We start from the raw sequence: 26,533 nt of genomic DNA on the forward strand, positions 1-26,533 counted from the left end.
CCCCGCTGGGGAGGGGTCACCCGAGGCTCGGGAAGCTCGCCTTGAGCCCGTCGATCACGAACTGGGCGGCGAGCGCGGCAAGCAGCACACCGAGCAGCCGGGTGATCACCGCCTCACCCTTGCCGCCAATCAGCCGCATCAGCGGCCCTGCGGTCAGCAACGCCGCGAGCGTGATGGCGAGAACGAGCAGCAATGCGCCGAAGATGACGAGCGCACGGTCGAGCCCGTTGTTCTGGGCGACGAGCAGCATGACGGACGCGATCGAGCCCGGGCCCGCGAGCATTGGCATTGCCATCGGAAAGACCGAAACATCCTCGACCTCAGGGGTCGAACGTAGCTTCTCCGCGCGCTGTTCGCGCCGCTCGGTGCGCTTCTCGAACACCATATCGATCGCAATGATGAAGAGCATGATGCCCCCCGCGATGCGGAAGCTATCGAGATCTATGTGGAGGAAGCTCAGCAGCGCTTCGCCGAACATCGCAAAGAAGATGAGGATTGCACCCGCAATCAGCGTAGCCCGGATCGCCATCGAGCGTCGCTGCGCCGCGTTTGCTCCGGCGGTCAGGCTGGCATAGATCGGCGCGCAGCCCGGCGGATCGATCACCACGAACAGCGTGACGAAAGCCGAGATGAAAAGATCGATCACGGCTTGGTCGGCGCCGCGACCTGATCGTCGATTACCGGCGCCATCGCGCTGCCATCCCACATTTGGACCGTTACGCGGCGCGACCCGTCCGGGCGAACGGTCGAGGTCCACGCGAGCGTCTGGTCGGACGACAGACCAACGGCCGTATCACCGCCTGTCTCTGCCGGCTGCGCAGCCGTGGGCCGCGACCCGCAAACGGCCTGCTTCGACTCGATGAAATCCGGTGCCTCACGCGGCGTTTCGAGTGCGTCGCCATGATCGAGCACCCAGCGAAGGTCCCCGCGCATCGGATCGCGTCGCCAGACTGTTGTGAAATAGCCCTGCGCGGGCCCGTTCTGCCACGCGCCGGTGGTTGCGCCGGCATTGCCATCACAGCTCACATATACCGCATGCGCCTGCCACCTCACCGAAGTAGCGGGATCCTTCTTCGAACGGAGCCACTCGCGCGCATTCACTCGCTCCGGGACGAACATGACTGCGTCCGCCGCCGATGTCTCGCGAAAGGCGGTCCACTGCCCCTTGTCCTGCGCGAGCCGTGCAAAGGCGATTTCAGCCGCGATGTAGGCGCTGGGGTTGGCGCCGAGCGGACGGTTGTAAATATCGCCGCCGGGCGCGCAGCCCCCAAGCAGCGCGGAACAGGCGGCGACCAGCGCCAGCGCGCGCATCAGAAGCCCTCCGGGTCGGAAAGCCCGGCGCGGCGATGCGCGGCAACGAGCGTGTTGCGAAGCAGGCAGGCAATGGTCATCGGCCCCACGCCGCCGGGCACCGGGGTAATCGCCGCCGCAGCCGCTGCCGCTTCCTCATAGGCAACATCGCCGACCAGGCGTCCCTTGGCCGCGCCCTCGGCGGGCGGCAGGCGGTTGATGCCGACATCGATGACCACTGCGCCGGGCTTGATCCAATCGCCGCGCACCATTTCGGGCCGCCCGACAGCAGCGACGACGATGTCGGCGCGCCGAACCAGATCGGGCAGGTCCTTCGTGCGGCTGTGCGCCATCGTGACGGTGCAATTGGCGCCGAGCAGCAAGGCCGCCATCGGCTTGCCGACGAGGATCGATCGGCCGATCACCACCGCGTCCTTCCCCGACAGGTCGCCCAGCCGGTCCTGCAGCAGAAGCAAACAGCCATAGGGCGTGCAGGGGACCATCCCCGGAATGCCGAGCGCGAGCCGCCCCGCACTCACGGGGGTCAGCCCGTCGACATCCTTGTCGGGGTCGATCGTCGCAACCGCCGCCTGCTCGTCGAGATGGTGAGGGAGCGGCAGCTGCAACAAGATCCCATCGACCGTCTCGTCGGCATTGAGCTGCGCCAGCAGCCCCTCGACCTCGGCCTGCGCCGCGTCGGCGGGGAGCCGATGTTCAAAGCTCGCCATGCCGGCCGCGAGGGTCGCCTTCCCCTTCGAGGCCACATAGACCGCGCTCGCCGGATCATCGCCGACAAGCACCACGGCAAGGCCGGGCACGCGGCCCGTCGCTGCCTCGAACGCGGGAACCGCGTCGGCAATTCGCAGGCGCAGGGCCGCCGCAAACGCCTTGCCGTCGATGATGTCGGACGTCATCAGATCACCCCGGCGTTGATGCCGAGCGTGTAAAGATAGTTCATCACTGGACCACGCAGGATGATGAGCAGGATCAGCACCACCATTGGCGTCAGGTCGATGCCGCCAAAATCGGGCATGATACGACGAAACGGGCGATAGAGCGGTTCGGTGATCCTCTCGAGCACGTACCAGAGTTGGCGCACAAACTCATTGTGAGTGTTGATCACGTTGAAGGCGAGCAGCCACGACATCACCGCCTGAATGATGATGATCCACCACAGGATGTTGAGGAGGATCGACAGAATCTGAAGGAGCATCAGGTACATTAAGGTCTCCGGCCGGGTTCGTCGGGGTGCGCCACCCTAGCGATGAATGAGCGTTCCCGCACCCCGTGCAGTGAAAATTTCAAGCAGCATCGCGTGCGGGATCCGCCCGTCAAGGATGACCGCCGCCTCGACCCCGGTGTCGACCGCAGACAGACAGGTATCGACCTTTGGAATCATGCCGCCGGTGATCGTCCCGTCCTTCTTCAGCGCGTCGATCCCCATGCGGTCGAGATCGGTGAGCAGCGTCCCCGACTTGTCGAGCACCCCGGCGACATCGGTAAGCAGGAAGAAGCGCTTGGCGCCAAGCGCGCCGGCAATCGCCCCCGCCATGGTATCGGCGTTGATATTATAGGTTGCGCCATCGGCTCCGAGCGCGACCGGCGCGACGACCGGGATGAAATGGTCGCTGGCAAGATTGGTCAGGATCGTCGGATCGACGCTCACCGGTTCGCCGACGAAGCCGAGGTCGACATGGCGCTCGATCCCCGAATTGGGGTCAGGCTCGCTCCGCCGGACTTTCTCGGCGAGGACCAGATTCGCATCCTTGCCCGAAATGCCAACGGCGCGCCCGCCGAGCCCCGCGATCCATCCGACGATCTCCTTGTTGATCTTGCCGGCAAGAACCATTTCGGCGACCTCGGCCGTCGCGGCATCGGTGACGCGAAGCCCGCCGACGAAGGTCGACTCGATCCCGAGTTGCTTGAGCATCGCGCCGATCTGCGGCCCGCCGCCGTGAACAACCACCGGGTTGATCCCGACGGCCTTGAGCAGCACGACGTCCTCGGCGAAATCGCGCTGCGCCTCCGGATCGCCCATCGCATGGCCGCCATATTTGATCACGAAGGTCTCGCCGGCATAGCGCTGCAGATAGGGCAGCGCCTCGACGAGCGTTTCGGCCTTGGCGAGAAGATCGGGCATTTTCGAGGGATCGGCGGGAGACGTCATGCCCGGGCCTCCCCTGCGGGCGTGCTCGCCCCGTCGAGCCGCCGTCCAATCGCAACCACCGCCATGACAAGCAGCGGCACCATCACCGCCGAGAGCACGACCTTGGCAACCATCTGTCCCAGCATCAACTCGCCGATCGGGCGAACGCCATAGAAGCTGACCGTGATGAAAATCAGCGTGTCGACGATCTGGCTGAGCGCCGCCGCGATGAAACCGCGCAATGGCAGCAGGCGGCCGTTGTTCGCGGTCATGCGCGAGAAGAGCCAGACGTTGAGGCTGACCGACACACCATAGGCGAGGATCCCCGCGGCCATCATGCGCCAGCCCTGTCCGACGATGATCGGGAACGCCTCCTTGGCAGGCTCGTACATTCCGGGATCGGTCGGCAGCCTCAGGACGAACAGCGCGAGAAGGATTGCGAGAATCAGCGGGATGAAGCCAAGCCGCACCAACCGGTCTGCGACGACACGCCCATGGAGTTCGGCGATGCCACTCGAAATCGCGATCAACGTCAGAAAGGGAAAGATACCCGCCTCGACCGCCAGCGGTCCGAGTGCGACCTGCTTGGCGCCCAGAAAGCCGCCGAGCGGGACCATGCCGCCATAGAGGATCGCAAAGAGCAACAGCGAGGGCGCGAGCGTGCGCGGGGACGAGCTTTCCATCGGCGCCGCTTAATCGCTTTTGTGCGGCGTGGGAAGATGCGCTCCACCGGGCGGATTATGTTTGCGGGAGGAAGGCGTCGGGCGCCCCTCGCAGCGCCATCCGGTGGGCGGCGGGTTGAAGAAATGGCTGGCGCGCAAAATCAGGATGACGCGGCGCTCTCTTTCGAAAGCTCGGCACTTCGGCAGGGCGACTGCGCAAGGGCCTAAGGTGAGCGGATCCATCGTAGAACCGGTGCCTGCGGCTGAGGGCCCCTCGGCCGCCGGCTGGCCCAGTCCCAGCGGGCCTGCGCGAGCAAGATCGCCACGACCGTGCCCGCCCCCCCCAGCGCCCCTCCCCAGGCAATGTGATGGGAAAGCAATGGGCCGCCCGCCAGGCACCCACCCCCGGTGTTGCGATGGAAGGAGTGCAGCTACCCTTGCCCCGGCGCCAAAGCCCGCTAGACAGGCCCGGTAAACTTGCGGGGGACGCGACGAGAATATGGAACGCCTGATTGGTCTGCTGGGGATCGCTGCATTGCTGGCGATCGCCATCGCTTTTTCGTCGAACCGCCGCTGGATCCGGCTGCGCGTCGTCATTCCCGCCTTTCTGCTGCAAGCAGGCTTCGCGCTGCTCGTGATCGGAACGCCATGGGGCCGCGCGGTCGTTCAAGCGATGTCGAACGGCGTCTCGAACCTGCTCGGCTATGCGAAGGCAGGAACCGATTTCATCTTCGGCCCCCTCGCCTCGCCCGAAATGGGCGCAAACAGCTTCGCGATCGCGGCGCTGCCGGTCATCATCTTTTTCGCTTCGCTGATCTCGATCCTTTATTATCTCGGCATCATGCAGCTGGTGATCAAATGGGTCGGCGGCGCGATCCAGAAGGTCACCGGCATCACCAAGGTCGAAAGTCTTGGTGCCGCGGCGAACATCTTCGTCGGTCAGTCCGAATCGCCGCTCGTCATCCGTCCCTATCTTGCGAGCCTGACACCCTCGCAGCTTTTCACCGTGATGACGGTCGGGATGGCGGGGGTCGCAGGAACCATTCTCGGCGCCTATGCAAGCATGATCGGCGAGCAGCTCCTTCCCTATCTGCTGGCGGCGAGCTTCATGTCGGCCCCGGGCGGCATCCTGATGGCGAAGATCATGATGCCCGACGATCCCAAGGACCTCGGCATCGAGCCCGTGATCTTGCCCGAGGCGAGCCATGATGAAGAAACGCCCGCGAACATCATCATGGCCGCGGCGCAGGGGGCCCAGGCCGGCGTCAAGCTGGCTGTCGCGGTCGGCGCGATGGTGCTTGCCTTTGTCGCTCTCGTCGCGCTTGCCAACGGTTTGCTCGGCGGAATCGGGGGGTGGTTCGGATATCCCGATCTGTCGTTCCAGGCGATCATCGGCGCCATCTTTCGCCCGGTGATGTGGCTGATGGGTGTGCCATGGGACGAAAGCGCCGTCGTGGGCGGGCTGTTCGGGACCAAGGTCGTGCTCAACGAGTTCGTGGCCTTCATCGACCTCGGCAAGGTCCAGGGCGACCTTTCGGCCATCTCGGTTGCCATTGCGACCTTTGCGCTGTGCGGCTTTGCCAATTTCAGCTCGATCGCAATCCAGATGGCCGTGACCGGAGGGCTTGCGCCCAACCAGCGCCCAATGATCGCGCGGCTGGGTCTCAAGGCGCTGCTCGCGGGGAGTCTATCGAACCTGATGTCGGCTGCGCTCGCCGGGTTGATGCTAGGGCTGGTCTAGCGGATCGGCGCGGCGCGCGGCGCGATCGAGCCAGTCACCCGCCGCCGATGCGCCCGCCCCCCGACCTTCGCGCGCCGCGCGCCACAGCTCGCCAAGCCAGAGGTCGATTGCGTCGGGTCGGAAGGGGTCGAGCCCCGACCCCGGGTAGAAGCTGATCTCGCCGAAGCGGGGCGCTCCGGCGACCTCGTAGAAATCGACGCGAATGAAATCGAAACCTTCGCCGAGCAATGCCGCCGCTGCGATCATGCGCGCGAGGCTCCGGGGCGGCGCCGGATCGGGCAGGCCGTCGGGCGCCGCAAGCCGCCTCCAGTCAGGAGTGAACAGCGCCCAGCTGTGCCCCGTCTCGCGATTGCGATGCACCTGAACCGCGGCGGGATAGCCCCCGAAAACGTAGATCTTGTAATCGATCGGTAGCCGGCGATCCTCGCCGACAAAGGGTTCGACGAGCAGGCCGCGCGGAATTTCACGGTAGAGCCATTCTCCCAACCAGCCGCCATAGCCATGGCGCATCCAGCGCGTGGCAGCGCGCCGGATTTCCGACCAGTCGGCCGAGACGTCGCGTACATAGCGGTTCTGGTTGCACCCGTGGCGCGCCTTGAGCACGAAGGGGGGCTGCCACAGCGGTCGGTCGGGCAAGACCGTACCGTGCCATAGCGTCGGTGTTATCCAGTCGGGGCCGAGCAGTTCGGCGACATGAAACTTGACTGCGACCTTGTCCTGAAGCCGGGGCTGACGCGGGTCATGATCGAAGAGCTTGCGCCACTGCACCCACTCGGTGAAGCGCCGCGGGCTCGCAAGATTGAGCCGCCGCCGGTGCCGTGCAGCATAAAGAATGTGCGCGCGCAGCCGGTCCACGGCAGACGCGCCCGCGCTCATTCCTCGATCCGGTAGGCGATCGGCTTGAAGCTACCGTTGTTCGATTGGGGCGCCGAGCAGGCAGTGAGCCCGATAATCAAATCGGCATGGGCAAGAAAGGTGATGCTGTCGCCCGCCTTGCTGAGCGGCGGGTCGACGCGCAACGCACCGGTCACGCCGTCGACGGGCACATTCATGAAACAGTTGAAGGCGACGGGGATCGCATCGGGCTCGATGCCATAGGGCGCAAGCGCCTCTGCAAGATTGCCGAAGCAGCCGCGGTGGGGGTTCGTATCGCCGTAGATGATGCGAAATGTATCGCGCGAGCAGGGCGTGAGCAGGAAATCGTGACGTCCAACGTCATCCGCGACGATTTCGAGCAATATGTTGCTCCGGTTCGAATAGAGCTTGTCACCCGTCGAGAGATAAATACGGCTCGCATAGTCAAGCGTGCGGCCCGACGAGATGACTTCGGCCACGTCGGCGCGGTTGAAAGCGAGAAGGTCGGCAACCTGCTCGCCGCGCGGATCGGTCACCACGAGCCGCTGCCCGCGATCGAGCGTGAAGGCCGTTCCCGAACGAGGTGCGATCTCAGGCAGCGCGCGATCTCCGCATCGGGGGCAGGAAGGGACAGAACCAGTCGCCGTCCACCTCGCGCCCGCTGAACTGCGCGGCCGCGCTCGCATCGCCGAAATCGGCGAGCATCGGGTTGGGTGTTCCGGCGAGCGCGGTATCGCGCGCCATGATCGCCGAGCGCATCTTGTCATAAAGCCCGTCGCGCCGGAGCGCGGCGAACTGCGCTTGCAGATTGAAGACCAGCGCGGGCTGGTCGAAGCGGCGCGCAGGGCGGCTCGCTGCCGGATGAAGCCCAACGATGAAATAGCCATGCCCCCCAAGGCTGAGGGCAAACCAGGGGCTGGCAGGATGCTCGCTGACCTCAGGATCGACAGGCGCGCCGCGGGCGGCGTCGCGGTCGGCCAGCGCCTGAAGCCGCGCCCACATTTGCGCCTCGAAGGTAGTCTCGTCGCGGGGAGCGGGTCCGCCGAACAAGACCGCAAGCGAGTGGAACCGCCGGCCGCTACCGCGCCAGAAAGCTTCCGCCGTCTCCTCAAGGGCGTCGAGAATTTTCTCGTCATCGCGCCCGCACGCAAGCGGCCCGGCTTCGACGATCGAGAGCCCCCCGGCGGCGAGCGCCGATTTGGCTCCCACGCAGGGAAACATCTGGTCGGCGATGCGCTCGGCAAAAGCCGCGCGGGCGGGAGACTGGGAGGAAGGGAGGTTGGACATGATGGGTGACAAACGGCGCCCGCGCGCGTTGGTTGCACGCCCGGCCGCAGCGGATCGCCTGCAAGCGCCCGTGAGGCCGCAATTGCCAAGCGGGGGAATAAGGCGTAATTTCAACATGGGCGGGGCGATATTCTTTGCACAGGGGAGAATGTTGCCGTGGTTAAAACTTTCTTTCGTTGGCCGCTCATGATCGGTCTCGTCGTTGCGAGCGGCGCCGGTCCCTCGATATCGGCAGCGCAAACCTCCGATGACCGGATGTACCGTCCCGCCGAGGCGACCATCTATCGCGACGCCGCCTATCGCGGCCCTGCCGTCTTCATTGGCGAAGCGAAGCCCGACCTCGGCCTCGCCTGGCCCGTCAATTCGATCCGGGTCGCGCAAGGGCACTGGGAGCTGTGCGAAAAGACGCGCTACCGCGGAACCTGCCGCACGGTCGATCGCGATACGCCGATGCTTGGCAACATCTTGCGCGGCATCACCGTCCAGTCGATGCGGCCCGTCGGCAGCGGAGCCCAGCCCCATCCTCCCGCCAACGACCAGAGCGTGCGCGGCAATTTCGCCGAGTTCCACACCCAGCCAACCACGGGCGGTACCCGCGTGCCTGCCTGCACGAGCGGTTCGGCGGGTGCGAACTGCGCTGCCCGCACGGCGGACAGCTGGTGCCGCTCCATCGGTTGGAACGGCTCGGCGCGCGAACACATGGAAACGGTGGGCGGGCGGGTCTACCTCGCTGATGTGCTGTGCGTCCGGTCGGGCTATTGAAGAGGAGAGGGTCGATGATGAGGGTGATGATCACCGCCACGGCGCTGGCGATCGCGGGGTGCTCCTCGATGCCGCGCAACACCGGCACCAGCTATGAGTGCGATCGCGGCACAAGCCTGAAGGTCGATTATGTCCGCGACGGTGCGGTTGTCCGGGTCAACGGGCGTCAGACGCTGGTGCTGCGCGCCACTCCGGCCAACCGAGGGGAAATTTACGAGAACCGAACCGGCGCCCGCCTTCACCGTGATGGCAATCAGGTGACGTGGAACACCGCGGCGCGCTCGGCGCCTGAGACCTGCCGGGCGGTGATAACGCCGCTCTGAAGGGGTCAAAGTTCCATCAAGTCGAAGGCATTTCGCAGCTCGGCTGCAAACAGTTCAGGCTGTTCCCAGGCGGCGAAATGCCCGCCACGATCGAGTTCGTTCCAGTAGACGATGTTGCGGTAGCGCCCTTCGGCCCAGCGGCGCGACAGGCGCATGATCTCGTTCGGGAACAGGCTGCAAGCCGTCGGGACGTGGATTTCGCCCGTCGCGAAGCTGCGGAAGCTGTGCCAGTAGAGCCGCGCCGACGACGCGGCGCTGGCGGTCAGCCAATAGAGGCTGACGGTATCGAGCATCGCGTCCTTCGACAGCGCCTTTTCCGGATGGCCCCCGATCGACTGTCCGCCCGGCTGGTGGCCACAGTCGGTCCAGCCATGATATTTCTCGACGATCCACGCCATCTGCCCCACGGGCGAATCGGTAAGCGCATAACCGATCGTCTGGGGGCGCGTTGCCTGCTGCGTCGAATAGCCGCTGTCCTTTGCCTGATACCATTGGAAGCGCGTGAGATAGGCCTTCTCGGCCTCGCTGAGATCGGCCATCATCTCGGGCGGCGGCGCGCCGACAACCATGTTGACGTGAAGCCCTGCGCAATGGTCGCCGTGCGCGACCCCGATCGCGCAGGTCACCGCGCTGCCCCAGTCGCCGCCTTGCGCGAAATAGCGGTCATAGCCGAGCGCGCCCATCAGTGCGTTCCACGCCGCCGCGATATGCTCGACGCTCCACTTGGCGATGTCGGGCTTGCCCGAGAAGCCGTAGCCCGGAAGCGAAGGGATCACGAGATGGAAATCCGCCGACAAGGGCGCAATGACGTCGAGAAATTCGAGCACCGACCCTGGCCAGCCGTGTGTCAGAATGAGCGGCCGGGCATCGGGATTGGCCGAGCGGATATGAAGAAAATGGATATCGAGACCGTCGACGGTCGCGAGAAAATTGGGCAGCCCATTCAGCCGCGCCTCGATACGGCGCCAGTCATACTCGTCGCGCCAGTACGCCGCCAGTTCCTGCGCATAGGCGAGCGGCACGCCCTGGTCCCAATCATCGACCGTTTCCTTTTCGGGCCAGCGCGTCGCAGCAAGCCTGGCCTTGAGGTCGTCGAGAGCTGCCTGCTCAACCGCGAGTGTGAACGGACGGATATTGGCAACCTGCATTTGCCCCCCTTTGAGCTTACCGCGTCGGCACAGGCTCCGATCCCGTCCAGTCGTAAAAGCCGCGCCCGGCCTTTTTCCCAACCCAGCCCGCCTCCACATATTGGACGAGCAGCGGCGCGGGACGGAATTTCGGATCGCCCGTACCGCTGTGGAGCACGCGGATAATCTCGAGGCAAGTATCAAGACCGATAAAGTCGGCGAGCGTGATGGGGCCCATCGGATGGTTGAGCCCGAGGCGGCACCCAGTGTCGATGTCCTTCATCGTCGCGACGCCCTCGCCCAGGGCGAACACCGCTTCGTTGATAAGCGGCATCAGGACCCGGTTGACGATGAAACCGGGCGCGTCGTTCGCGTGAACGATCTCCTTCCCGAGCCCCCGCCCATAGGCTTCGACCTGCGCCAGCGTGTCATCGCTCGTTGCGAGGCCGCGGATCAGTTCGATCAGCCCCATTACCGGCACCGGGTTGAAGAAATGGACGCCGATGAAGCGGGCCGGATCGGGCGCCGCCTGCGCGAGGCGGGTGATCGGGATCGAACTGGTGTTCGAGGCAAGAATCGCGCTCTTCGACAGATGCGCACCAACGCTCGCGAAGATCGCGCGCTTGATTTCTTCGCGCTCGGTCGCCGCCTCGATCACGAGGTCGGCGGGCGCAAAATCAGCATGGTCGGCAACGGGAGTGATTCGAGCGAGAAGCGCGTCGGCATCGGCCTGCCCCATCTTCTCCTTGGCAACAAGGCGGCCAAGCGCCCTGGCAATCCCTTCCTTGCCTGCCTCGGCGCGGGCGATGTCGATGTCGGAGAGGAGAACATCGTGCCCGGCCCCTGCCGAGACCTGCGCGATCCCCGCGCCCATTTGCCCTGCCCCGATCACGCCGACGATCATATCTAGCCCTTTCGCTGAACCCGTGGCTGCGCACCTACGCCCTCGGCTCCTTTCGTCAAGGGGCGGAGCGGAAAGCGGTGGCCTCGGCGAGGATCAGCGCAAAGGCAGGATCGGCATCGTCCCAGGTCGCAAGCGGCGTCCAGCCGCCGGCGCGCAGCAGAAGGTTCGCGTCGCGCGGCCCGTATTTATGGCTGTTTTCGCTGTGGATCGTCTCCCCGCTCGCCATGTGATAAGCGCGTCCACCGACGCGAAAATCCATGTCGCATGCGGCCACGAGGTGCATCTCGATCCGGGCATGCACATCGTTCCAGACGGCGCGATGGGTGAAGTTTTCAAGCGGGATCGTGCCGTCGAGCTCGCGGTTGATCCGTTCGAGCAGATTGAGGTTGAAGGCCGCGGTTACCCCGGCGGGATCGTCATAGGCGCGCTGGAGAATGTCCACATCCTTGATACGGTCGATCCCGATCAGAAGCAGCGACGCCTCGCCAAGCGCGCTGCGCCAGCTGCGGAGCAGGTCGACTGCCGTTCGCGCAACCATGTTGCCGATGGTTGAGCCGGGAAAGAAGCCGAGCTTGGGCAGCCCGCAGATTTCGCGCGGCAGGTCGACCGGCTGGGTGAAATCGGCCTCGACCGGATAAATGGCGAGGCGGGGGAATCGGGCCGCGAGCGCGCGGGCGCTTCCGCGCAGGAAATCGCCCGAAATATCGACCGGCACATAGGCGGCAGGGTCGATCGCCTCGAGGAGGAGCGGCGTCTTGGTCGAACTTCCGGATCCCAGTTCGACGACGGCGCGGCCGGGGCCGACGGCATCTGCGATCGCAGCGGCGTGGCGTTTGAGCAGATCAGTCTCGCTGCGTGTCGGATAATATTCCGGAAGCGCAGTGATGTCCTCGAACAGCGCCGAGCCGACCGCGTCGTAGAACCAGCGCGCCGGAATCGCCTTTTGCGCCTGCGAGAGTCCGGCATGAACATCGGCGCGAAAGGCCATGTCGATTCCGGCATCGTCAGCGTCGACCTGTCGCAAGTGTCGCACTACGCCCATATCAAAGATCCTTGGCAAGTCGCACGCCGGTGAATTGCCAGCGCTGGTGGGGGTAAAAGAAGTTGCGGTAGCTGGCGCGCAAATGGCCGCGCGGCGTCGCGCAGCTGCCCCCGCGCAGGACGAACTGCCCGCTCATGAACTTTCCATTATATTCGCCGACCGCGCCGGGGGCTGCACGGAAACCCGGATAGGGTCGATAGGCGCTGCCGGTCCATTCCCACACGCCGCCGAACATCTGCTCGAGGGCGCCGTCTCCACGTGCCGGCGCGGGCTGCACGGGCCCGGCGTCATCGAGTTGCTGCCCGCCGAGGGGGTCGCGCGCCGCCGCGGCCGCCTCCCACTCGAACTCGGTCGGCAGCCGCGCGCCGGCCCAGCTTGCAAAGGCGTCAGCCTCGTAAAAGCTGACATGTGTGACGGGCGCGGCGGGGGCGATCGGCTGCCAGCCCGCGAGGGCGAACGCGCACCCATCGCGCCAGTAGAGCGGTGCCTCCACGCCCTCGGCTTCCACCCACGCCCAGCCGTCGCTGAGCCAGAGCGAGGGGGTGCGATAACCCCCGTCGTCCATAAACGCCTGCCACTCGCTGTTGGTCACCGGCCGGCTCGCGAGGGCGTGCGGGGTCAAAAGGACGGAAAACTGCGGGGCCTCGCAGTCGAAGGCGAAACCTTCGCCTGCGTGGCCGACCGACACGATCCCGTCCGCCCCTTCGATCCAGCGCATGGCGCCTGCTGTCTCAGGGAGCGAGCCGCCAGCCTCCGGGACGGGCGCAGCGCCCTCGAAGCTGGCCTCCTCCCAGACAGCGGGGCCGAGCGGGTTCTGCGCGAACAGATGCTTGATGTCGGTGAGGAGCAGTTCCTGATGCTGCTGTTCGTGATGGATGCCGAGTTCGACGAGCGCGCGCGCCGCGTCGGGCAGGTCGGCAAACGCTCGCAGCACGGCCGCATCGACATGTGCGCGCCAGGTGCGAACGTCCTCGAGCGCAGGGCGGGTCAGAAGCCCGCGCTGCGGACGCGCGTGGCGCGGTCCTTCCGCCTCATAATAGCTGTTGAAAAGATAGGGATAGCGGGGATCGAACAGCTGGTAGTCGGGGACATGATCGCGCAGCACGAAGGTTTCGAAAAACCAGTTCGTGTGCGCAAGATGCCATTTGGCGGGCGATGCATCCGCCATCGATTGCGCGCTTGCGTCGGCGTCAGACAGCGACGCCGCGAGGTCCAGCGACAGGCGCCGCGTGGCGGCGAAACGACCAGCCAGGTCGGCGTGCGACAGCGCGTCGGTCGTGGGCGAAGCGTCGGTGCGGCGGGCCATAAGCAGACAATCCCCCGAAGTGCGATTCGGTTTCGCAAGACGAGGCAATATGGTTACGGCGCCGACGAATGTCTAGAACATATGGGGAACAGATTCCCGATGAAGACCTGAAGGAAAAGAAGACAATCCCTTAGCGCGTGCCGCCGGGCTTCCAGAGGATGTCGCCGTCCGCCGCGGCATTGATGTGGCGCGTCATCACGAACAAATGGTCCGACAAACGATTGAGGTAGGCGAGCGCAAGCGGGTTGAGCGCACGCGTTGCCGCAGCAGCCACGGCGGCGCGCTCGGCGCGTCGGGCGATCGCCCGCGCGAGGTGAAGGCGGGCCGCCGCCTCGCTCCCGCCCGGGAGAATGAAACTGCGGAGCGGATCCAGCGCTGCATTCATGGCGTCGATTTCCGCTTCGAGCCGCGCGACCTGCCCCGCCACGATGCGCAGCGCCATGTCGTGCGGGCCGAAACCATGCTCGGCATCGGCCGGGGTCGCAAGATCGGCGCCGAGGTCGAACAGTTCGTTCTGGATGCGGGTCAGCATCGCGGCCTCAGCGCTGTCTTGGGCGAGCGCGGCGGCCGCGAGGCCGACCGCGCTGTTCGCCTCATCGACGTCGCCGATCGCCGCCATCAGCGGCGCCGATTTCGCGATGCGCGAGCCGTCGACGAGGCCGGTGGTGCCATCGTCCCCTGTGCGGGTGTAGATCTTGTTGAGCTTGACCATCGGCCGGGGCCGCGCGGCTGTCAGCTGCCAGCGGCGAGGAAGCCGATCAGCACGAGCAGGATGATCGTGATTGCCTGCCACTTCACGCGCGCCATCATCATCCGGTTCTGCATCACCTGATTGTCGTGCGACGTGCCGTCCATCGCCGCGCGGTGCCCCTGCGCGAAATGGAAGAGGCCGCGCGCCAGCGCGAAAAGGACGAGGCCGGCGGCAACGACGACGGCGAGGACAAGGAGGACGGTCATGGTCCCTATTTAGGGCATCCGCAGCGAATATCCAGACGGAAGCCGTCCGGCGCGCAAATCTGCGGCGAGCTTCTTGCCGTCGACCCCGCGCGCGCGGAGCGCCGCGAGCGACGCCGCCGCGTCGCGCTTGGCAAGGCGCTGCCCGGCGGTGTCACAGACGAGCGCGTGGTGGCGATAAAGGGGGGTGGAAAGCCCCAGCAGCGCCTGGAGCAGGCGGTGTACGTCGGTCGAGGCGATGAGATCGGCGCCGCGCACGACATGAGTGACCCCCATCGCGGCGTCGTCGAGCGTGCTCGCAAGATGATAGCTGGCGGGCGCATCCTTGCGCGCAAGAACGATGTCGCCGTGTGCCGCGGGGTCGGCGGCACGCAGCCCCTGCCCTTCTTCCTCCCACCAGAGCTTGCCCGCGAGCGCTGCGGCGCGGCGCATGTCGAGCCGCCAGCAATGAGGCTCCTGCGCCATCCGCCGCTCGCGGTCGCCCGGCAAGAGATGGCGGCACGTGCCAGGATAAAGGGCGCCGGCCGGGCCATGCGGCGCCGCGAGGCTCGCCGCGATGTCAGCGCGGGTGCAGAAACAGGGGTAGACAAGGCCGCGCGCAGCAAGATCGGCGAGCGCCGCGTCATAAGCGCCGAGGCGCTCGGACTGACGCACCGGCGCGCCGTCCCAGCCCAGCCCGAGCCAGGCGAGGTCGGCGAGCGCCGCATCAACATAGATCTCGCGTGACCGGCTGCCATCAATATCGTCGATGCGAAGGCGGAACGCGCCGCCCGCGCCGCGCGCCGCGTCATGCGCTGCGAGCGCGCTATAGGCGTGACCGAGATGGAGTTCGCCCGTTGGACTGGGCGCGAACCTGGTCAGCATGGGTGCCCGGTGAGATCCAGATACTGTGGTTGCCACAGATAATAGCTTCCATATGTTGCGACAGATGCCCCCTTGACGTCAGAATCATATGCGTGATGTAATGACAGGGTCACTTGGGAACGGCAGTGGCGCGCCATCCCGCGCAGGAAAGGGGGCAGCGTTTTAAAGCTATGTTCCATCCCGATCTCGCCCGCCACCCCGATAGCTGTCCCGCACTCGTGCTCAACGCGGACTATACGCCGCTGAGCTATTACCCTTTGAGCCTGTGGCCGTGGCAGACCGCGGTCAAGGCGGTATTCCTCGACCGCGTCACGATCGTCGAGAATTACGCGCGCGAAATTCATTCGCCGACCCGGACGATGCCGATTCCCAGCGTGATTGCGCTGCGCCAATATGTGAAGCCGTCCCAATATCCCGCCTTCACCCGCTTCAACCTCTTTCTGCGTGACCGTTTCGCGTGCCAATATTGCGGGTCGGGCAAGGATCTTACCTTCGATCATGTCGTGCCGCGGCGGCTCGGCGGACGGACAAGCTGGGAAAATGTCACCACCGCGTGCGCGCCGTGCAACCTCAAGAAGGGTGGGCGCACGCCGAAGCAGGCGCATATGCCGATCCACCGCCAGCCATGGCGGCCGACGAGTTGGCAGCTGCAGGACAATGGCCGCGCCTTTCCACCAAACTATCTTCACGAAAGCTGGATCGACTGGCTCTATTGGGACGTCGAACTCGAAGGCTGAGACGGCCGGGCGCAACTCCATTAGCCTGGAAGCACAGGCGGCGTACGGATATTGCTTTGCGCATAGCTATGCGCTGCTTGACGTAACGTCTGGTGCAGTGCAGCAACCTCGCCCATGGGCCCGCCGATCCAGATCTCGCAAAATCCCGACATCCGCTATCTCGGGCGGATATTGGGCGACGTCATTCGCGCCTATGGCGGCGATAAGCTCTTCCGGCAGACCGAATATATCCGCTCGGCGAGTGTCGACCGGCACCGCGGTATCGCCGGAGCCGAGGCGATCGACCCGGGGCTCGAGGCGCTGAGCCTCGACGACACGATCGCCTTCGTGCGCGGCTTCATGCTGTTTTCCATGCTTGCCAACCTCGCCGAGGACCGTCAGGGCGTCGCGATCGAGCCCGAGGCGACGATGGCAGCGGCTCTCGCCAAGCTGGCTGCCGACGGCGTGGACACCGCCGCGGTCGCAGCCCTGCTCGATGCGGCGCTGATCGCACCGGTGCTGACCGCGCACCCGACCGAGGTGCGCCGCAAGTCGATGCTCGACCACAAGAACCGTATCGCCGAACTGATGCGGCTGCGCGACGCGGGTGCGGAGGAAACATCCGAGGGCGACGTGGTCGAAGATGCGATCCGCCGGCAGATCGTGCTCCTGTGGCAGACGCGCCCGCTGCGGACCGAAAAATTGTTCGTCGCCGACGAGATCGACAATGCGCTCACCTATTTGCGCGATGTTTTCCTCCCCGTCGTGCCCAAGCTCTACGCTCGCTGGGAAAAGCAGCTGGGCCGCCGTCCTGCGAGTTTCCTGCGCGTTGGTAGCTGGATCGGGGGCGATCGCGACGGCAACCCCTCCGTCACCGCCGAAACGCTGCGCATGGCAACCACGCGCAATGCCGCCGCCGTGCTCAGCCATTATCTCGATGCCGTGCACGCGCTCGGGGCCGAATTGTCGGTGTCCTCGGCGCTCGCCTCCGTCCCGCCAGCGGTCGAGACGCTAGCCGAGGCGAGCGGGGACGCCGCGCTCAGCCGCCGCGACGAACCTTATCGCCGCGCGCTGTCGGGCATCTATGCGCGGCTTTCGGCAACCCATGCCGAGATCGTCGGCAAGTCTCCGCCGCGTCCTTCGGCGCTCGCGGGCGAACCCTATGCGACGCCGGGCGATTTCCGGCGCGATCTCGTCACCATCGCCGGCGGCCTGTCGGCGAGCGGCGAGGGCCAGCTCGGCGGCATCGGCGCGCTCGGGCGGCTGATCCGCGCGGTCGAAGTCTTCGGTTTTCACCTTGCGACCCTCGACATGCGGCAGAACAGCGCGGTGCATGAACGCGTCCTCGCCGAGCTGTTGAGCGTGTCGGGCGTGTGCGCCGATTACAGGGCGCTCAGCGAGGAGGAGCGCGTCGCATTGCTCACGGCAGAACTCGCAAGCGACCGCCCGCTCGCAGCGCCCTGGCACGAATGGAGCGAGGAGACCGCGGGCGAGCTTGCGATCGTCCACGCGGCGGCCGACGTACGGCGCCGGCTCGGGACGGACACGATCTGCCAGTGGATCATCTCGATGGCGCAGGACCTCTCCGACCTTCTCGAGGTGCATGTACTCGCGCGCGAGGGCGGGCTGTGGCGAAGCGGTGCTGAGGCGGGCGCAACGAACCTGATGGTAGTGCCGCTGTTCGAGACGATCGACGACCTCAGCCGTGCCCCCGACATCATGACGCGCTATTTCGCGATGCCCGAGCTCGGCCCGCAGGTTCGCGTGCGCGGCTACCAGGAAGTGATGATCGGCTATTCCGATTCGAACAAGGATGGCGGCTATCTGACGTCTACCTGGGGGCTTCACCAGGCATCGCAAGCGCTCACTCCCGTGTTCGAGAAGGCGGGAAGCGCGATGCAGCTGTTCCACGGCCGCGGGGGCGCGGTCGGACGCGGCGGCGGTAGCGCTTTCGCCGCGATCCGCGCCCAGCCTGCAGCAACCGTGCAAGGGCGGATCCGCATCACCGAACAGGGCGAAGTGATCGCAGCGAAATATGGCAGCGCCGACAGCGCGGCAACCAATCTGGAAGCAATGGTTTCGGCGAGTCTGCTCGCGAGCCTCGAGGCCGACGCCATCCGCGAGGACGATCACCCGCGCTACGCCGCAGCGATGACCGCGCTCTCGGACACGGCCTTCGCGGCCTACCGCGGGCTTGTCTACGAGACGCCGGGATTCAAGGATTTCTTCCGCGCGATGACCCCGATCGCTGAAATCGCAACGCTGAAAATCGGCTCGCGCCCGTCGAGCCGCACGAAGAGCAGCGCGATCGAGGATCTGCGCGCGATTCCCTGGGTGTTCAGCTGGGCCCAGTCGCGCGCGATGCTGCCTGGCTGGTACGGGACAGGCGAAGCTTTCGCGGCGTTCAAGGATCCGGTCCTGCTTGCCGACATGGCGCAAAGCTGGCCCTTTTTCGCCGCGCTTCTCGGCAATATGGAGATGGTGCTCGCGAAATCGGACATGGGGATCGCAGCGCGCTATGCCGCGCTCGCGGGCGCAGTCGACGGGCATGAGGCGATATTCACCCGCATCCGTGATGGCTGGAACCGGGCCCACGACGGGCTGCTCGCGATCACCGGACAGACGCGGCTCCTCGAGAAGAGCCCGGCGCTCGAGGCCTCGATCCGGCTGCGACTACCCTATATCGAGCCGCTCAATCTTTTGCAGATCGAGTTGATGAAGCGTCACCGCGCCGGCGAGACCGATCCGCGCATCGCCGAGGGGATACAACTCACGATCAACGCAATCGCGACGGCGCTGCGCAATAGCGGCTGATCCGTCCCGATCGAGGCAAGGCATGGCCCGGTCGATGGCGCCTACGCCTTCGCTATCGCGGAGGGTTATTTCGAGATGATCCGCACCTCGCCCTTGCTCGCGGCACCGTCGGGATTGAACGCGATGGTGAAATCGTCACCGTCCTTGTCGGTACCGGCTAGCGTGTCGCCGTCGCGCGTCACCTTGACGCCCTTCTTGGCGAATTCGGCCGCCATCCAGTCGGCTGCCTTGGCTGGAGCGGCAGGCGAGGTAAAACCGAGGTTCACTGTCGCCTTGTCGGCTCGGTTCCGGTCGCTCGCGTTGACGTTGACCTTGGTCACCTTGCTGCCCGGGTAGAGTTTGACCCCATCGATGTCGAAATCACCCTCGATGTCGAGGTCAACAAAGTCGGGGATGTCGATGTTGATCGCGCTACCATCCTCGCCGCCAATCTTGAGCTTGCCCCCGTCCCGGCCCGCCTTGATCTGCACGCCCCCGCCCTCGCCGTCGGCGTTGATCGAGATTTCGGTCTCGGTCGTCTTTTCGTCCTTCTGCCCGCAGGCAGCGAGGAGCAGTATCGCGGGAATCAGAAAAGCGAGGCGCATGGCGGATCTCCTTGGTGCATTATCCATATAATACACCGAGGGGGGCCGAGCATCAACCAACATTTGTCTGTGTCGGAAGGGGAGGCCGCTCAGGCGTCAATGCTTGTCTTGAGGTCGCCGTGCACAAGACCGCCGTCGACGGTGATCGTGTCGCCGACAACATAGTCGCCTGCCTTCGACGCAAGAAAGATCGCGGCGCCGGCCATATCCTCGGGGACGCCGATGCGTTTTACGGGGATGCTCTTGGAAACCGCGTCACCATGGTCGCGCGCTGCCTTGTTCATGTCCGACTGGAAGGCGCCCGGCGCGATCGCGCTCACCACGATATGGTCCTGCACCAGACGGGCCGCCAGGCGCTTGGTGAGGTAGAGGATCGCCGCCTTCGAGGCATGATAGCTGTAGGTTTCCCAGGGGTTGAGGCGCATGCCGTCGATCGAGCCGATGTTGATGACCTTTGCCGGGCGATCCTGCGTGCCTGCAGCCTTGAGCAAGGCGTGTAGCGCCTGCGTCAGGAAGAAGGGCGATTTGACGTTGATGTCCATCACCTTGTCCCAGCCGCTTTCGGGGAAGCCCTCGAACGGCTCGCCCCACGCAGCGCCGGCGTTGTTGACAAGAATGTCGAGCCGCTCTTCGCGGCCGCCAATCTCCGCGGCGAGCGCGCGGCAGCCCTCGACACTCGAAAGATCGAACGGCAGGCCGATGACCTTGCCAGGGTAGCGTGTGTCGAAATCGGCGACCGCCGCCTCGACCTGCGCGGTCTTGCGCGCCGAAATATAGACACGCGCGCAGCCCGCAGCGAGGAAACCCTCGACGATCATCGCGCCGATCCCGCGCGATCCGCCGGTGACCAGCGCGACGCGGCCGTCGAGGCCGAACATGTCCTGAAGGTTCATGGGACTATCTCTCTTCCACTCTAAAATTGGCTCACCTAGTAGCCGTTCATCCGCGCAACCTGATCGATGTGATAATGCACATCGCCCATATATTCGGCGAGCGCGCGGTCGCGTTTCATGTAAAGGCCGATATCATATTCGTCGGTCATCCCGATGCCCCCGTGCATCTGGACCCCCTCGCGCACCGCAAGGCCCGCGGCCCGTCCCGCTTTCGCCTTGGCGACAGAAACCATCAGCTTTGCGCCGGCGCTGCCCTCGTCGAGCAGCTGCTGCGCCTTCATCACGCTCGCGCGCGCGACCTCCATCTCGCCATAAAGATGTGCCGCGCGGTGCTGGAGCGCCTGGAACTCACCGATCAGGCGCCCGAACTGTTTGCGTTCCTTAAGATAGGTGATGGTCATATCCATCGCGCCCTGCCCCACGCCCACCATCTCCGCCGCAGCGCCGGTGCGCGTCGCAGCGAGCAGCGCTTCGAGAATCGCATCTCCCGCGTCGACTTCTCCGATCACCGCGTCCGCGTCGACCTCGACGCCATCGAGCGTGACGTGGCTTGCGAGGCTCGAATCGACCAGGCGTCGCGGATCTGCAGTCAGGCCCTTCGCATCCTTGGGCACCGCGAACAGCGTGATCCCTCCATCGGTCTTCGCCGCAACGATGCTCATGTCGGCGACATGGCCGTGAAGAACGAAGCTCTTCCTGCCGTCGAGGCGGAAGCCGTTGCCGCTGCGTGTCGCGGTCGCCGCAATGCGGTCGGGACGATGCTTCGCGCCCTCATCGATCGCGAGCGCGACGATCGCCTCGCCCGCTGCAATCGCGGGTAGCCAGCGGGCGGCCTGCGTGCCGCCCGCCTTCGCGAGCGCCGCGACCGCACCGACACTGGTCGACAGAAAGGGTGAAGGGGTCAGGTTACGGCCGATTTCCTCGAGCACGATACCCGCCTCCAGATGCCCCATGCCGAGACCGCCATGCTCCTCGGGAACGAGCATCCCGGGCAGCCCCATTTCGAGAAACTGCGCCCAAAGGTCGCGCGAGAAGCCGGTGGCATCGGCGCTGTCACGCAGCTGGCGGAGGTGGGAAACGGGGGCCTTTTCGGCCACGAAGGGCGCGATGCTGTCCTTGAGCATCGCCTGGTCGTCATTGTGGTAGAGCGGCATGGATCAGGCTCCGGGAAGGTCGAGGATACGCTTGGCGATGACGTTGAGCATGACTTCGCTCGTCCCGCCTTCGATCGAATTGGCCTTGGTGCGAAGCCAGGTGCGTGCACGCGCACCGCCCTTGCTTTCCTCGCTGTCCCATTCGAGCGCGTCGCTGCCCCCGCCCGACATGACGAGTTCATGGCGCCGCTTGTTGAGCTCGGTTCCGACATATTTCATCATGTTTGACGAGGCAGGATGTGCGCGGCCCGTCTTCCACATGTCCATGAAACGCTCGCCCATCGCGCGGTAGGCAAAGACGTCGACGTCGAACGCCGCCATTTCGGCGCGCAGGATCGGATCGTCGAGTTCGCCATGGTCATTCTTGCCGAGCGACTTGGCAAAAAGCGCTCCGATACTGACCATATCGCCCCCGGCGCCGCCACCCGAGATCATCTCGCGCTCGTGACCGAGCAGATATTTTGCCACATCCCAGCCGCGGTTGATTTCGCCCACGAACTGCGTCTTGGGCACCTTCACATCATCGAAAAAGGTTTCGCAGAAAGGTGAGTTGCCCGAAATCAGCAGGATCGGCTTGGTGGTGACGCCCGGGCTCTCCATGTCGAATAGCATGAAGGTGATGCCCTGATATTTGTTCGTCTTGTCGGTGCGGACGAGGCAGAAGATCCAGTCGGCCTTGTCGGCATAGCTCGTCCAGATCTTCGAACCGTTGACGACCCAGTGATCGCCCTTGTCCTCGCCGAAGGTCTGCAAGCTGACGAGGTCGCTGCCCGAGCCGGGTTCGGAATAGCCCTGACACCAGCGGATTTCGCCGCGCGCGATCTGATTGAGATAGTGGACCTTCTGCTCCTCGGTCCCGAATTTGAGCAGCGCGGGGCCGAGCATCCAGATGCCGAAGCTCTGAAGCGGCGGGCGAGCGTTGATCCTCGCCATTTCCTGTTTGAGGATCTTCGTCTCTTCGGGCGAGAGACCTGCGCCGCCATAGGCCTTGGGCCAGTCGGGAACGGTGTAGCCCTTGGCAACACAGCGATCGAGCCACAGTTTCTGCGCCTCATTCTTGAACTTGAACTTGCGGCCACCCCAGCAAATGTCGTCCTCGTCGCGAACGGGCTCGCGCATTTCGGGGGGGCAATTGGTTTCCAGCCACGCACGCACGTCGGCGCGAAAGGCGTCCAGATCGCTCATCTTCAGGCTCCTCTTCTGGCGCGCAAACTAAGGGGAGTCGCCAAGTTTACGCAAGCGTCAACTTGGGCAAGGCAAGGTGCCGTTACGGCGCCGTAGCGTCGGATGGGTCGGCGTTGACGGGACCACTGGCGCCCCTAAGCTAGGTCGCAAAAGAAAACGGGAGAGCAGGATGATGCGATTCGCAGGCAAGGTCGCCGTGGTCACGGGCGCCGCATCGGGCATCGGCAAGGCCGCGGTCCTGAAACTCGCCGGCGAAGGCGCGCATGTGTTCGCCGCCGATATCGACGAAGCAGGCGGGCGGGCGCTTGCCGAGACCTCGAACGGCAAGATCGACTTCGTCCGCTGCGACGTCACGCAGCCGGCCGACATCGAGGCGCTGATGAATGCAGCCGCGGCGAAGGGGGGCGGCATCGAAATCGTCTTCAACAATGCCGGCGCGGGCGGCGACCGCGCTCCGATCGACGAGATCACGCCCGAAGGCTGGGACCGGACCATGGACCTGCTTTTGAAATCGGTCGCGATGGGCATCCGCTACGCAAGCGTGCACATGAAGGGCCGCAGCGGCGCATCGATCATCAACACGGCGAGCGTCGCGGCACTGGGCGCGGGCTATTCCCCCACCGCCTACGCCGTGGCCAAGGCGGGCGTGCTGCACCTCACCAAGGTCGCAGCGACAGATCTTGCCCGATATGGCATTCGCGTGAACGCGATCTGCCCCGGCTTCATCAACACGAACATCTTTACCTCTTCGCTCGAAGTCCCCGAAGCGAGCAAGGGTGCGGCCAAGGCCATCATCGCCGACATGAGCGCCCATGCACAGCCGGTCGCGCGCGGCGGCCAGCCGGAGGATATCGCAAACGCCGTCGCCTATCTGGCGAGCGAGGAATCCGCGTTCATGACCGGCACCCATCTTCTGGTCGACGGGGGGCTGACGATCGGCCAGCGCCACGCCTGGGACCCTGAAACGCCGGGACTGTTCGACGCGCTGACGCAGATGGAGGAAGCGGCCAAGGCCGGGGCGGGCGCGTGAGCGCTGCCACGGGGCCGGCGCAGCTGCCGCTGCGCCTCAAGATGTTCCACGGCCTCGGCAGCATTGCCTATGGCGTGAAGGACAACGGCTTCTCTACCTTTCTGCTGCTTTTCTACAATCAGGTGCTGGGGATGGATGCGAAGCTGGTCAGCTTTGCCCTGATGCTCGCGCTTGTCCTCGACGCCTTCGTTGACCCTGTCATCGGCTATCTCTCCGATCAGACACACACCCGCTGGGGCCGCCGCCTGCCCTGGCTGTACCTCGCCCCGATCCCTCTCGCCTTCGCCTGGTTCGCGCTGTGGACGCCGGACACCGATGCCGCGCCCGGCTTCTGGCACCTCGTCATCGTCGCGGTCATCGTGCGCAGCCTCGTTTCCTGCTGCGAAGTGCCCTCGGTCGCGCTGCTCCCCGAGCTGACACGCGACTATGACGAACGCACGACATTGATGCGCTATCGCTACCTCTTTGGCTGGGCGGGCGGACTGCTGATGCTCTTTCTCGCCTACGACGTGTTTCTCGCCAAGTCGCTTCTCGCGGCCGAGGGCTATTATCAATATGGCGTGTTCGGAGGGCTGCTGATGGCGGCGACCGTGCTGATCTCGGCTGCAGGGCAACATCGCTGGGCGGCGCGCTGGCCCGCGCGCAAGCCGTCGGTCTTCAGCATCGGGACCGCCTTTCGCGAGATACGCGAGTCGCTCAGCCATCCGGCCTTTCTCGTGCTGCTCGCCGCGGGCGCAATCGCCTATACGAGCCAGGGGATCACCTTCTCTATCTCCAACTATCTCTACCTCTTCATCTGGCGCTTCTCGCCCGAGGCCTTCATGATCTACCCTTGGGTGCTGTTCGCGAGCGTTGTGGGCACCTTCCTGCTCGTCGGACCTGCGCACCGCCGTTTTGGCAAGCGGACCACGGCGATCGCCGGCGGGCTGATCGGCATGAGCTTCTGGGTCACGCCCTTCGTGCTGCGCCATCTGGGCCTGTGGCCGGCCGAGGGCAGCGCGGCGTCGACCACCGGCCTCTTCATCTTCTTCTTCCTTGCCAACCTGTTCAGCGTGTCGGTGATGATCTCGGGCGGTTCCATGATTGCCGATATTGTCGAGGCGTCCGAAGTGCAGACGGGGCGGCGTAGCGAGGGGACTTTCTTCGCGGGCAATTTCTTCATGCAGAAATGCGCGACGGGGCTTGGCATCTTCGCCACCGGACTGCTCGTCGACCTTGCCGGGATTCCGGAGAAGGCCGATCCGGCCAGGGTGCCGGAAGCCGTTATCGACAATTTCTCCTTCTATTACTGCGTGCTGGTAATCCTGTGCGCGATTCTGTCGGCGCTCATTTTCCGCCATTATCCGATCAACCGCGAGGATCATGAGGCTCGCGTCGCCGCACTTGCCGCCGCCGAGGCCGGTGCGGAGCGATGACGCCCAGCCCTCTCACCGCCCAGGTTCCGACCCGGATCAAGGCCGCGCATGGCCTGGGCAGCGTCACGCTCGGGATCAAGGAGTCGGGGCTCACCACCTTTTTCATGATCTATTACAACCAGGTGCTCGGGTTCGACCCGCGCCTGGTGTCGCTGATCCTGATCGGCGCGATGGTGATCGATGCGATGGTCGATCCGCTGATCGGCCGCCTCTCCGATGCGACGCGCACGCGCCTCGGGCGGCGGCTGCCCTGGCTCTATGGCGCGGCCCTGCCGATGGCGATCGCCTGGGCGCTTTTGTGGATGTCCCCCGACATCGCGGCGCATTCGGCGCTGGGGCTGTTCCTCAATGTCGTCGCAGTCCGCGTGCTGGTGTCGGCATGCGAGATTCCATCGGTCTCGCTCGTCGCCGAACTGACGCGCGACTATGACGAGCGCACCGCGCTGATGCGCTATCGCTTCCTGTTCGGCTGGCTCGGCGGATTGCTCGCAGTCACGCTGGCCTATGGTTATTTCCTGAGGTCGGATGATCCGGCGACCAACGGCTTGCTCGACCCTTCGGGCTACGCCGCCTTCGGCCTCTTCGGCGCAGCGCTGATCTTCTTGTCGACGCTCGGCTCCGCTCTCGGGCAGCAACGCCGCATCCTCGCCCTGCCCCCACCGCCCGCCGCCGCGCATCCCAGCAAGTCGATGTTCACCGACATCATCCTCGCCTTTCGCAACCCGGCCTTTGTCGCGCTCGTCAGCGGCGCTTTGTTCATCACCACCGGCTATGCGACGACGATCGCCTCGACCAACTATATGATGCTCTATGTGTGGCAGATGAGCGACGCGCAGCTCGCCTGGTATCCGGCGGGTCTCGCGATCGCTGTTTTCGGCGCGTTCGCGGCGGTCGGTCGTGCCCACCGCCGCTTCGGGAAGCGCGACACCGCGGTCGGTGCTGCGCTGGCGAGCGGCGCGATCGCCTTCCTTCCCTATGCCGCGCGCAACCTCGGCTGGTGGCCCGAACTCGGCGGCTGGCCTTCGATGGGGCTGCTGCTTTCGCTCCAGACCGCATCGCTCTTCGGGCTGATCGTTGCGACCATTTCGGCCTCGTCCATGGTGGCCGAGATCGTCGAGGCGCACGAGGTCGACCATGGCACGCGGATCGAGGGTGTCTTTTTCGCAGGCTATCTGATGGTGCAGAAATTCGGCCAGGCGCTCGGCATCTTTCTCGTCGGCCAGCTCGTCGCTTATGCCGGCCTCAGCGAGCAGATCCGTCCGGAAGACTGGCCCGCGAGCACCGCTGCGACAATGGCGTGGATATTTGCCGGCCTGATGATTTTGATCGGGATCATGGCGGCGCTCGGACTGCGGCGCTATGCCATCGATCGGGCAAGCCATGAGGCTCGGCTTGCAACCCTTGCCGCGGCCCCGCAACGGTCCACGGATGCCGGGGAGCCGCTGCCGTAACGGAAGATTGCGCCGCGACGTGGCGGCT

General features: G+C 65.2%; 28 protein-coding genes. 8 read left to right on the plus strand and 20 right to left on the minus strand.

From position 1 onward, the window contains the following. Positions 1-16: 16 nt before the first annotated feature. From LH20_RS18185 to LH20_RS18210, 6 genes are read right to left on the minus strand one after another with little or no spacing between them, the layout of a single operon-like run. Positions 17-646, minus strand: a complete 630-nt coding sequence (locus LH20_RS18185) for a MarC family protein (protein ID WP_053555438.1) — start codon at positions 644-646, stop codon at positions 17-19. Further along, a complete protein-coding gene (locus LH20_RS18190; protein WP_053555439.1) occupies positions 643-1,311 on the minus strand; it encodes a hypothetical protein in 669 nt (222 codons plus the stop codon). The genes LH20_RS18185 and LH20_RS18190 overlap by 4 nt, the downstream gene beginning before the upstream one ends. Then, positions 1,311-2,204 carry a bifunctional methylenetetrahydrofolate dehydrogenase/methenyltetrahydrofolate cyclohydrolase FolD gene (folD, locus tag LH20_RS18195; RefSeq protein WP_053555440.1) on the minus strand — a complete coding sequence of 298 codons (894 nt, stop codon included), beginning with the start codon at positions 2,202-2,204 and terminating at the stop codon, positions 1,311-1,313. Before folD ends, LH20_RS18190 begins: the two co-directional genes overlap by 1 nt. After that, complete coding sequence (locus LH20_RS18200) at positions 2,204-2,512, minus strand: YggT family protein (protein WP_053555441.1); 309 nt, start codon at positions 2,510-2,512, stop codon at positions 2,204-2,206. The genes folD and LH20_RS18200 overlap by 1 nt, the downstream gene beginning before the upstream one ends. 36 nt (positions 2,513-2,548) lie before the next feature. Next, complete coding sequence (argB, locus tag LH20_RS18205; protein ID WP_053555442.1) at positions 2,549-3,457, minus strand: acetylglutamate kinase; 909 nt, start codon at positions 3,455-3,457, stop codon at positions 2,549-2,551. Next, positions 3,454-4,119, minus strand: a complete 666-nt coding sequence (locus tag LH20_RS18210) for a queuosine precursor transporter (RefSeq protein ID WP_053555443.1) — start codon at positions 4,117-4,119, stop codon at positions 3,454-3,456. The genes argB and LH20_RS18210 overlap by 4 nt, the downstream gene beginning before the upstream one ends. A gap of 478 nt (positions 4,120-4,597) precedes the next feature. On the opposite strand from LH20_RS18210, the gene LH20_RS18215 reads away from it, so the two are divergent. Further along, the gene (locus LH20_RS18215) at positions 4,598-5,839 is read left to right on the plus strand and encodes a NupC/NupG family nucleoside CNT transporter (RefSeq protein WP_053555444.1); all 1,242 of its coding nucleotides are present in this window, start codon (positions 4,598-4,600) and stop codon (positions 5,837-5,839) included. Here the strand turns inward: LH20_RS18215 and LH20_RS18220 are convergent. Genes LH20_RS18220 through gntA form a run of 3 tightly spaced genes read right to left on the minus strand, consistent with a single transcriptional unit; the run spans position 5,825 to position 7,981 of the window. Next, the gene (locus LH20_RS18220) at positions 5,825-6,715 is read right to left on the minus strand and encodes an ATP-grasp fold amidoligase family protein (RefSeq protein WP_083455483.1); all 891 of its coding nucleotides are present in this window, start codon (positions 6,713-6,715) and stop codon (positions 5,825-5,827) included. The genes LH20_RS18215 and LH20_RS18220 overlap by 15 nt on opposite strands. Continuing rightward, positions 6,712-7,293 (minus strand): DUF1989 domain-containing protein, encoded by a 582-nt coding sequence (locus LH20_RS18225; RefSeq protein ID WP_053556366.1) that lies wholly within the window; start codon positions 7,291-7,293, stop codon positions 6,712-6,714. Before LH20_RS18225 ends, LH20_RS18220 begins: the two co-directional genes overlap by 4 nt. Next, positions 7,286-7,981 carry a guanitoxin biosynthesis heme-dependent pre-guanitoxin N-hydroxylase GntA gene (gntA, locus tag LH20_RS18230; RefSeq protein WP_053555445.1) on the minus strand — a complete coding sequence of 232 codons (696 nt, stop codon included), beginning with the start codon at positions 7,979-7,981 and terminating at the stop codon, positions 7,286-7,288. The genes LH20_RS18225 and gntA overlap by 8 nt, the downstream gene beginning before the upstream one ends. 186 nt (positions 7,982-8,167) lie before the next feature. On the opposite strand from gntA, the gene LH20_RS18235 reads away from it, so the two are divergent. Continuing rightward, complete coding sequence (locus LH20_RS18235; RefSeq protein WP_053555446.1) at positions 8,168-8,743, plus strand: beta/gamma crystallin-related protein; 576 nt, start codon at positions 8,168-8,170, stop codon at positions 8,741-8,743. Between the two features lie 14 nt (positions 8,744-8,757). Then, positions 8,758-9,066: an MliC family protein gene (locus tag LH20_RS18240; RefSeq protein ID WP_053555447.1), complete on the plus strand. Its 309-nt coding sequence runs from the start codon at positions 8,758-8,760 to the stop codon at positions 9,064-9,066. 5 nt (positions 9,067-9,071) lie between these two features. On the opposite strand, the gene LH20_RS18245 is transcribed toward LH20_RS18240, so the two are convergent. The 7 genes from LH20_RS18245 to gluQRS all read right to left on the minus strand — a co-directional run bounded on the left by LH20_RS18245 (position 9,072) and on the right by gluQRS (position 15,263). Then, positions 9,072-10,214, minus strand: a complete 1,143-nt coding sequence (locus tag LH20_RS18245) for an epoxide hydrolase family protein (RefSeq protein ID WP_053555448.1) — start codon at positions 10,212-10,214, stop codon at positions 9,072-9,074. A gap of 16 nt (positions 10,215-10,230) precedes the next feature. Then, complete coding sequence (locus LH20_RS18250; RefSeq protein ID WP_053555449.1) at positions 10,231-11,097, minus strand: 3-hydroxyacyl-CoA dehydrogenase NAD-binding domain-containing protein; 867 nt, start codon at positions 11,095-11,097, stop codon at positions 10,231-10,233. A gap of 55 nt (positions 11,098-11,152) precedes the next feature. After that, entirely contained in the window at positions 11,153-12,139 is a 987-nt protein-coding gene (gene egtD / locus LH20_RS18255; RefSeq protein WP_053555450.1) for an L-histidine N(alpha)-methyltransferase, read from the minus strand. A 1-nt stretch (position 12,140) separates the two neighbouring features. After that, positions 12,141-13,445 carry an ergothioneine biosynthesis protein EgtB gene (gene egtB / locus LH20_RS18260; protein WP_053555451.1) on the minus strand — a complete coding sequence of 435 codons (1,305 nt, stop codon included), beginning with the start codon at positions 13,443-13,445 and terminating at the stop codon, positions 12,141-12,143. A gap of 130 nt (positions 13,446-13,575) precedes the next feature. Then, positions 13,576-14,157, minus strand: coding sequence for a cob(I)yrinic acid a,c-diamide adenosyltransferase (locus LH20_RS18265; RefSeq protein ID WP_053555452.1), 582 nt, complete (start codon positions 14,155-14,157; stop codon positions 13,576-13,578). Between the two features lie 20 nt (positions 14,158-14,177). Then, complete coding sequence (locus LH20_RS18270) at positions 14,178-14,402, minus strand: HIG1 domain-containing protein (protein ID WP_053555453.1); 225 nt, start codon at positions 14,400-14,402, stop codon at positions 14,178-14,180. A 9-nt stretch (positions 14,403-14,411) separates the two neighbouring features. Next, complete coding sequence (gene gluQRS, locus LH20_RS18275) at positions 14,412-15,263, minus strand: tRNA glutamyl-Q(34) synthetase GluQRS (RefSeq protein ID WP_053555454.1); 852 nt, start codon at positions 15,261-15,263, stop codon at positions 14,412-14,414. Positions 15,264-15,433: 170 nt separating this feature from the next. On the opposite strand from gluQRS, the gene LH20_RS18280 reads away from it, so the two are divergent. Together LH20_RS18280 and ppc are read left to right on the plus strand one after the other, a co-directional pair. Further along, positions 15,434-16,000 carry an HNH endonuclease gene (locus LH20_RS18280; RefSeq protein WP_053555455.1) on the plus strand — a complete coding sequence of 189 codons (567 nt, stop codon included), beginning with the start codon at positions 15,434-15,436 and terminating at the stop codon, positions 15,998-16,000. A gap of 114 nt (positions 16,001-16,114) precedes the next feature. After that, positions 16,115-18,793 (plus strand): phosphoenolpyruvate carboxylase, encoded by a 2,679-nt coding sequence (gene ppc / locus LH20_RS18285; RefSeq protein ID WP_053555456.1) that lies wholly within the window; start codon positions 16,115-16,117, stop codon positions 18,791-18,793. Between the two features lie 65 nt (positions 18,794-18,858). Here ppc and LH20_RS18290 read toward each other — a convergent pair whose 3' ends face one another. The 4 genes from LH20_RS18290 to LH20_RS18305 form a co-directional block, all read right to left on the minus strand. Then, positions 18,859-19,377, minus strand: a complete 519-nt coding sequence (locus LH20_RS18290) for a hypothetical protein (protein WP_053555457.1) — start codon at positions 19,375-19,377, stop codon at positions 18,859-18,861. 89 nt (positions 19,378-19,466) lie between these two features. Beyond that, a complete protein-coding gene (locus tag LH20_RS18295; protein ID WP_053555458.1) occupies positions 19,467-20,270 on the minus strand; it encodes an SDR family oxidoreductase in 804 nt (267 codons plus the stop codon). Between the two features lie 35 nt (positions 20,271-20,305). Further along, on the minus strand, positions 20,306-21,424 hold the full coding sequence (locus LH20_RS18300) for an acyl-CoA dehydrogenase family protein (RefSeq protein ID WP_053555459.1): 1,119 nt from the start codon (positions 21,422-21,424) through the stop codon (positions 20,306-20,308). Positions 21,425-21,427: 3 nt separating this feature from the next. Continuing rightward, positions 21,428-22,609, minus strand: a complete 1,182-nt coding sequence (locus tag LH20_RS18305) for an acyl-CoA dehydrogenase family protein (RefSeq protein WP_053555460.1) — start codon at positions 22,607-22,609, stop codon at positions 21,428-21,430. A gap of 172 nt (positions 22,610-22,781) precedes the next feature. On the opposite strand from LH20_RS18305, the gene LH20_RS18310 reads away from it, so the two are divergent. From LH20_RS18310 to LH20_RS18320, 3 genes are read left to right on the plus strand one after another with little or no spacing between them, the layout of a single operon-like run. Beyond that, the gene (locus tag LH20_RS18310; RefSeq protein ID WP_053556367.1) at positions 22,782-23,639 is read left to right on the plus strand and encodes an SDR family NAD(P)-dependent oxidoreductase; all 858 of its coding nucleotides are present in this window, start codon (positions 22,782-22,784) and stop codon (positions 23,637-23,639) included. Then, positions 23,636-25,054, plus strand: coding sequence for an MFS transporter (locus LH20_RS18315; protein ID WP_053555461.1), 1,419 nt, complete (start codon positions 23,636-23,638; stop codon positions 25,052-25,054). The genes LH20_RS18310 and LH20_RS18315 overlap by 4 nt, the downstream gene beginning before the upstream one ends. Next, the gene (locus LH20_RS18320) at positions 25,051-26,505 is read left to right on the plus strand and encodes an MFS transporter (RefSeq protein WP_053555462.1); all 1,455 of its coding nucleotides are present in this window, start codon (positions 25,051-25,053) and stop codon (positions 26,503-26,505) included. The genes LH20_RS18315 and LH20_RS18320 overlap by 4 nt, the downstream gene beginning before the upstream one ends. The last annotated feature ends 28 nt before the right edge of the window (positions 26,506-26,533 follow it).

The organism is Sphingopyxis sp. 113P3, assembly GCF_001278035.1.
Taxonomy (GTDB): domain Bacteria; phylum Pseudomonadota; class Alphaproteobacteria; order Sphingomonadales; family Sphingomonadaceae; genus Sphingopyxis.

What these genes read in the sequence shown, in the direction of transcription:
- LH20_RS18190 (WP_053555439.1), bottom strand. Translation starts at nt 1,311, where the DNA reads ATGCGCGCGCTGGCGCTGGTCGCCGCCTGTTCCGCGCTGCTTGGGGGC.
- folD (WP_053555440.1), bottom strand. Translation starts at nt 2,204, where the DNA reads ATGACGTCCGACATCATCGACGGCAAGGCGTTTGCGGCGGCCCTGCGC.
- LH20_RS18200 (WP_053555441.1), bottom strand. Translation starts at nt 2,512, where the DNA reads ATGTACCTGATGCTCCTTCAGATTCTGTCGATCCTCCTCAACATCCTG.
- argB (WP_053555442.1), bottom strand. Translation starts at nt 3,457, where the DNA reads ATGACGTCTCCCGCCGATCCCTCGAAAATGCCCGATCTTCTCGCCAAG.
- LH20_RS18210 (WP_053555443.1), bottom strand. Translation starts at nt 4,119, where the DNA reads ATGGAAAGCTCGTCCCCGCGCACGCTCGCGCCCTCGCTGTTGCTCTTT.
- LH20_RS18215 (WP_053555444.1), top strand. Translation starts at nt 4,598, where the DNA reads ATGGAACGCCTGATTGGTCTGCTGGGGATCGCTGCATTGCTGGCGATC.
- LH20_RS18220 (WP_083455483.1), bottom strand. Translation starts at nt 6,715, where the DNA reads ATGAGCGCGGGCGCGTCTGCCGTGGACCGGCTGCGCGCGCACATTCTT.
- gntA (WP_053555445.1), bottom strand. Translation starts at nt 7,981, where the DNA reads ATGTCCAACCTCCCTTCCTCCCAGTCTCCCGCCCGCGCGGCTTTTGCC.
- LH20_RS18235 (WP_053555446.1), top strand. Translation starts at nt 8,168, where the DNA reads ATGATCGGTCTCGTCGTTGCGAGCGGCGCCGGTCCCTCGATATCGGCA.
- LH20_RS18240 (WP_053555447.1), top strand. Translation starts at nt 8,758, where the DNA reads ATGATGAGGGTGATGATCACCGCCACGGCGCTGGCGATCGCGGGGTGC.
- LH20_RS18245 (WP_053555448.1), bottom strand. Translation starts at nt 10,214, where the DNA reads ATGCAGGTTGCCAATATCCGTCCGTTCACACTCGCGGTTGAGCAGGCA.
- LH20_RS18250 (WP_053555449.1), bottom strand. Translation starts at nt 11,097, where the DNA reads ATGATCGTCGGCGTGATCGGGGCAGGGCAAATGGGCGCGGGGATCGCG.
- egtD (WP_053555450.1), bottom strand. Translation starts at nt 12,139, where the DNA reads ATGGGCGTAGTGCGACACTTGCGACAGGTCGACGCTGACGATGCCGGA.
- egtB (WP_053555451.1), bottom strand. Translation starts at nt 13,445, where the DNA reads ATGGCCCGCCGCACCGACGCTTCGCCCACGACCGACGCGCTGTCGCAC.
- LH20_RS18265 (WP_053555452.1), bottom strand. Translation starts at nt 14,157, where the DNA reads ATGGTCAAGCTCAACAAGATCTACACCCGCACAGGGGACGATGGCACC.
- LH20_RS18270 (WP_053555453.1), bottom strand. Translation starts at nt 14,402, where the DNA reads ATGACCGTCCTCCTTGTCCTCGCCGTCGTCGTTGCCGCCGGCCTCGTC.
- gluQRS (WP_053555454.1), bottom strand. Translation starts at nt 15,263, where the DNA reads ATGCTGACCAGGTTCGCGCCCAGTCCAACGGGCGAACTCCATCTCGGT.
- LH20_RS18280 (WP_053555455.1), top strand. Translation starts at nt 15,434, where the DNA reads ATGTTCCATCCCGATCTCGCCCGCCACCCCGATAGCTGTCCCGCACTC.
- ppc (WP_053555456.1), top strand. Translation starts at nt 16,115, where the DNA reads ATGGGCCCGCCGATCCAGATCTCGCAAAATCCCGACATCCGCTATCTC.
- LH20_RS18290 (WP_053555457.1), bottom strand. Translation starts at nt 19,377, where the DNA reads ATGCGCCTCGCTTTTCTGATTCCCGCGATACTGCTCCTCGCTGCCTGC.
- LH20_RS18295 (WP_053555458.1), bottom strand. Translation starts at nt 20,270, where the DNA reads ATGAACCTTCAGGACATGTTCGGCCTCGACGGCCGCGTCGCGCTGGTC.
- LH20_RS18300 (WP_053555459.1), bottom strand. Translation starts at nt 21,424, where the DNA reads ATGCCGCTCTACCACAATGACGACCAGGCGATGCTCAAGGACAGCATC.
- LH20_RS18305 (WP_053555460.1), bottom strand. Translation starts at nt 22,609, where the DNA reads ATGAGCGATCTGGACGCCTTTCGCGCCGACGTGCGTGCGTGGCTGGAA.
- LH20_RS18310 (WP_053556367.1), top strand. Translation starts at nt 22,782, where the DNA reads ATGCGATTCGCAGGCAAGGTCGCCGTGGTCACGGGCGCCGCATCGGGC.
- LH20_RS18320 (WP_053555462.1), top strand. Translation starts at nt 25,051, where the DNA reads ATGACGCCCAGCCCTCTCACCGCCCAGGTTCCGACCCGGATCAAGGCC.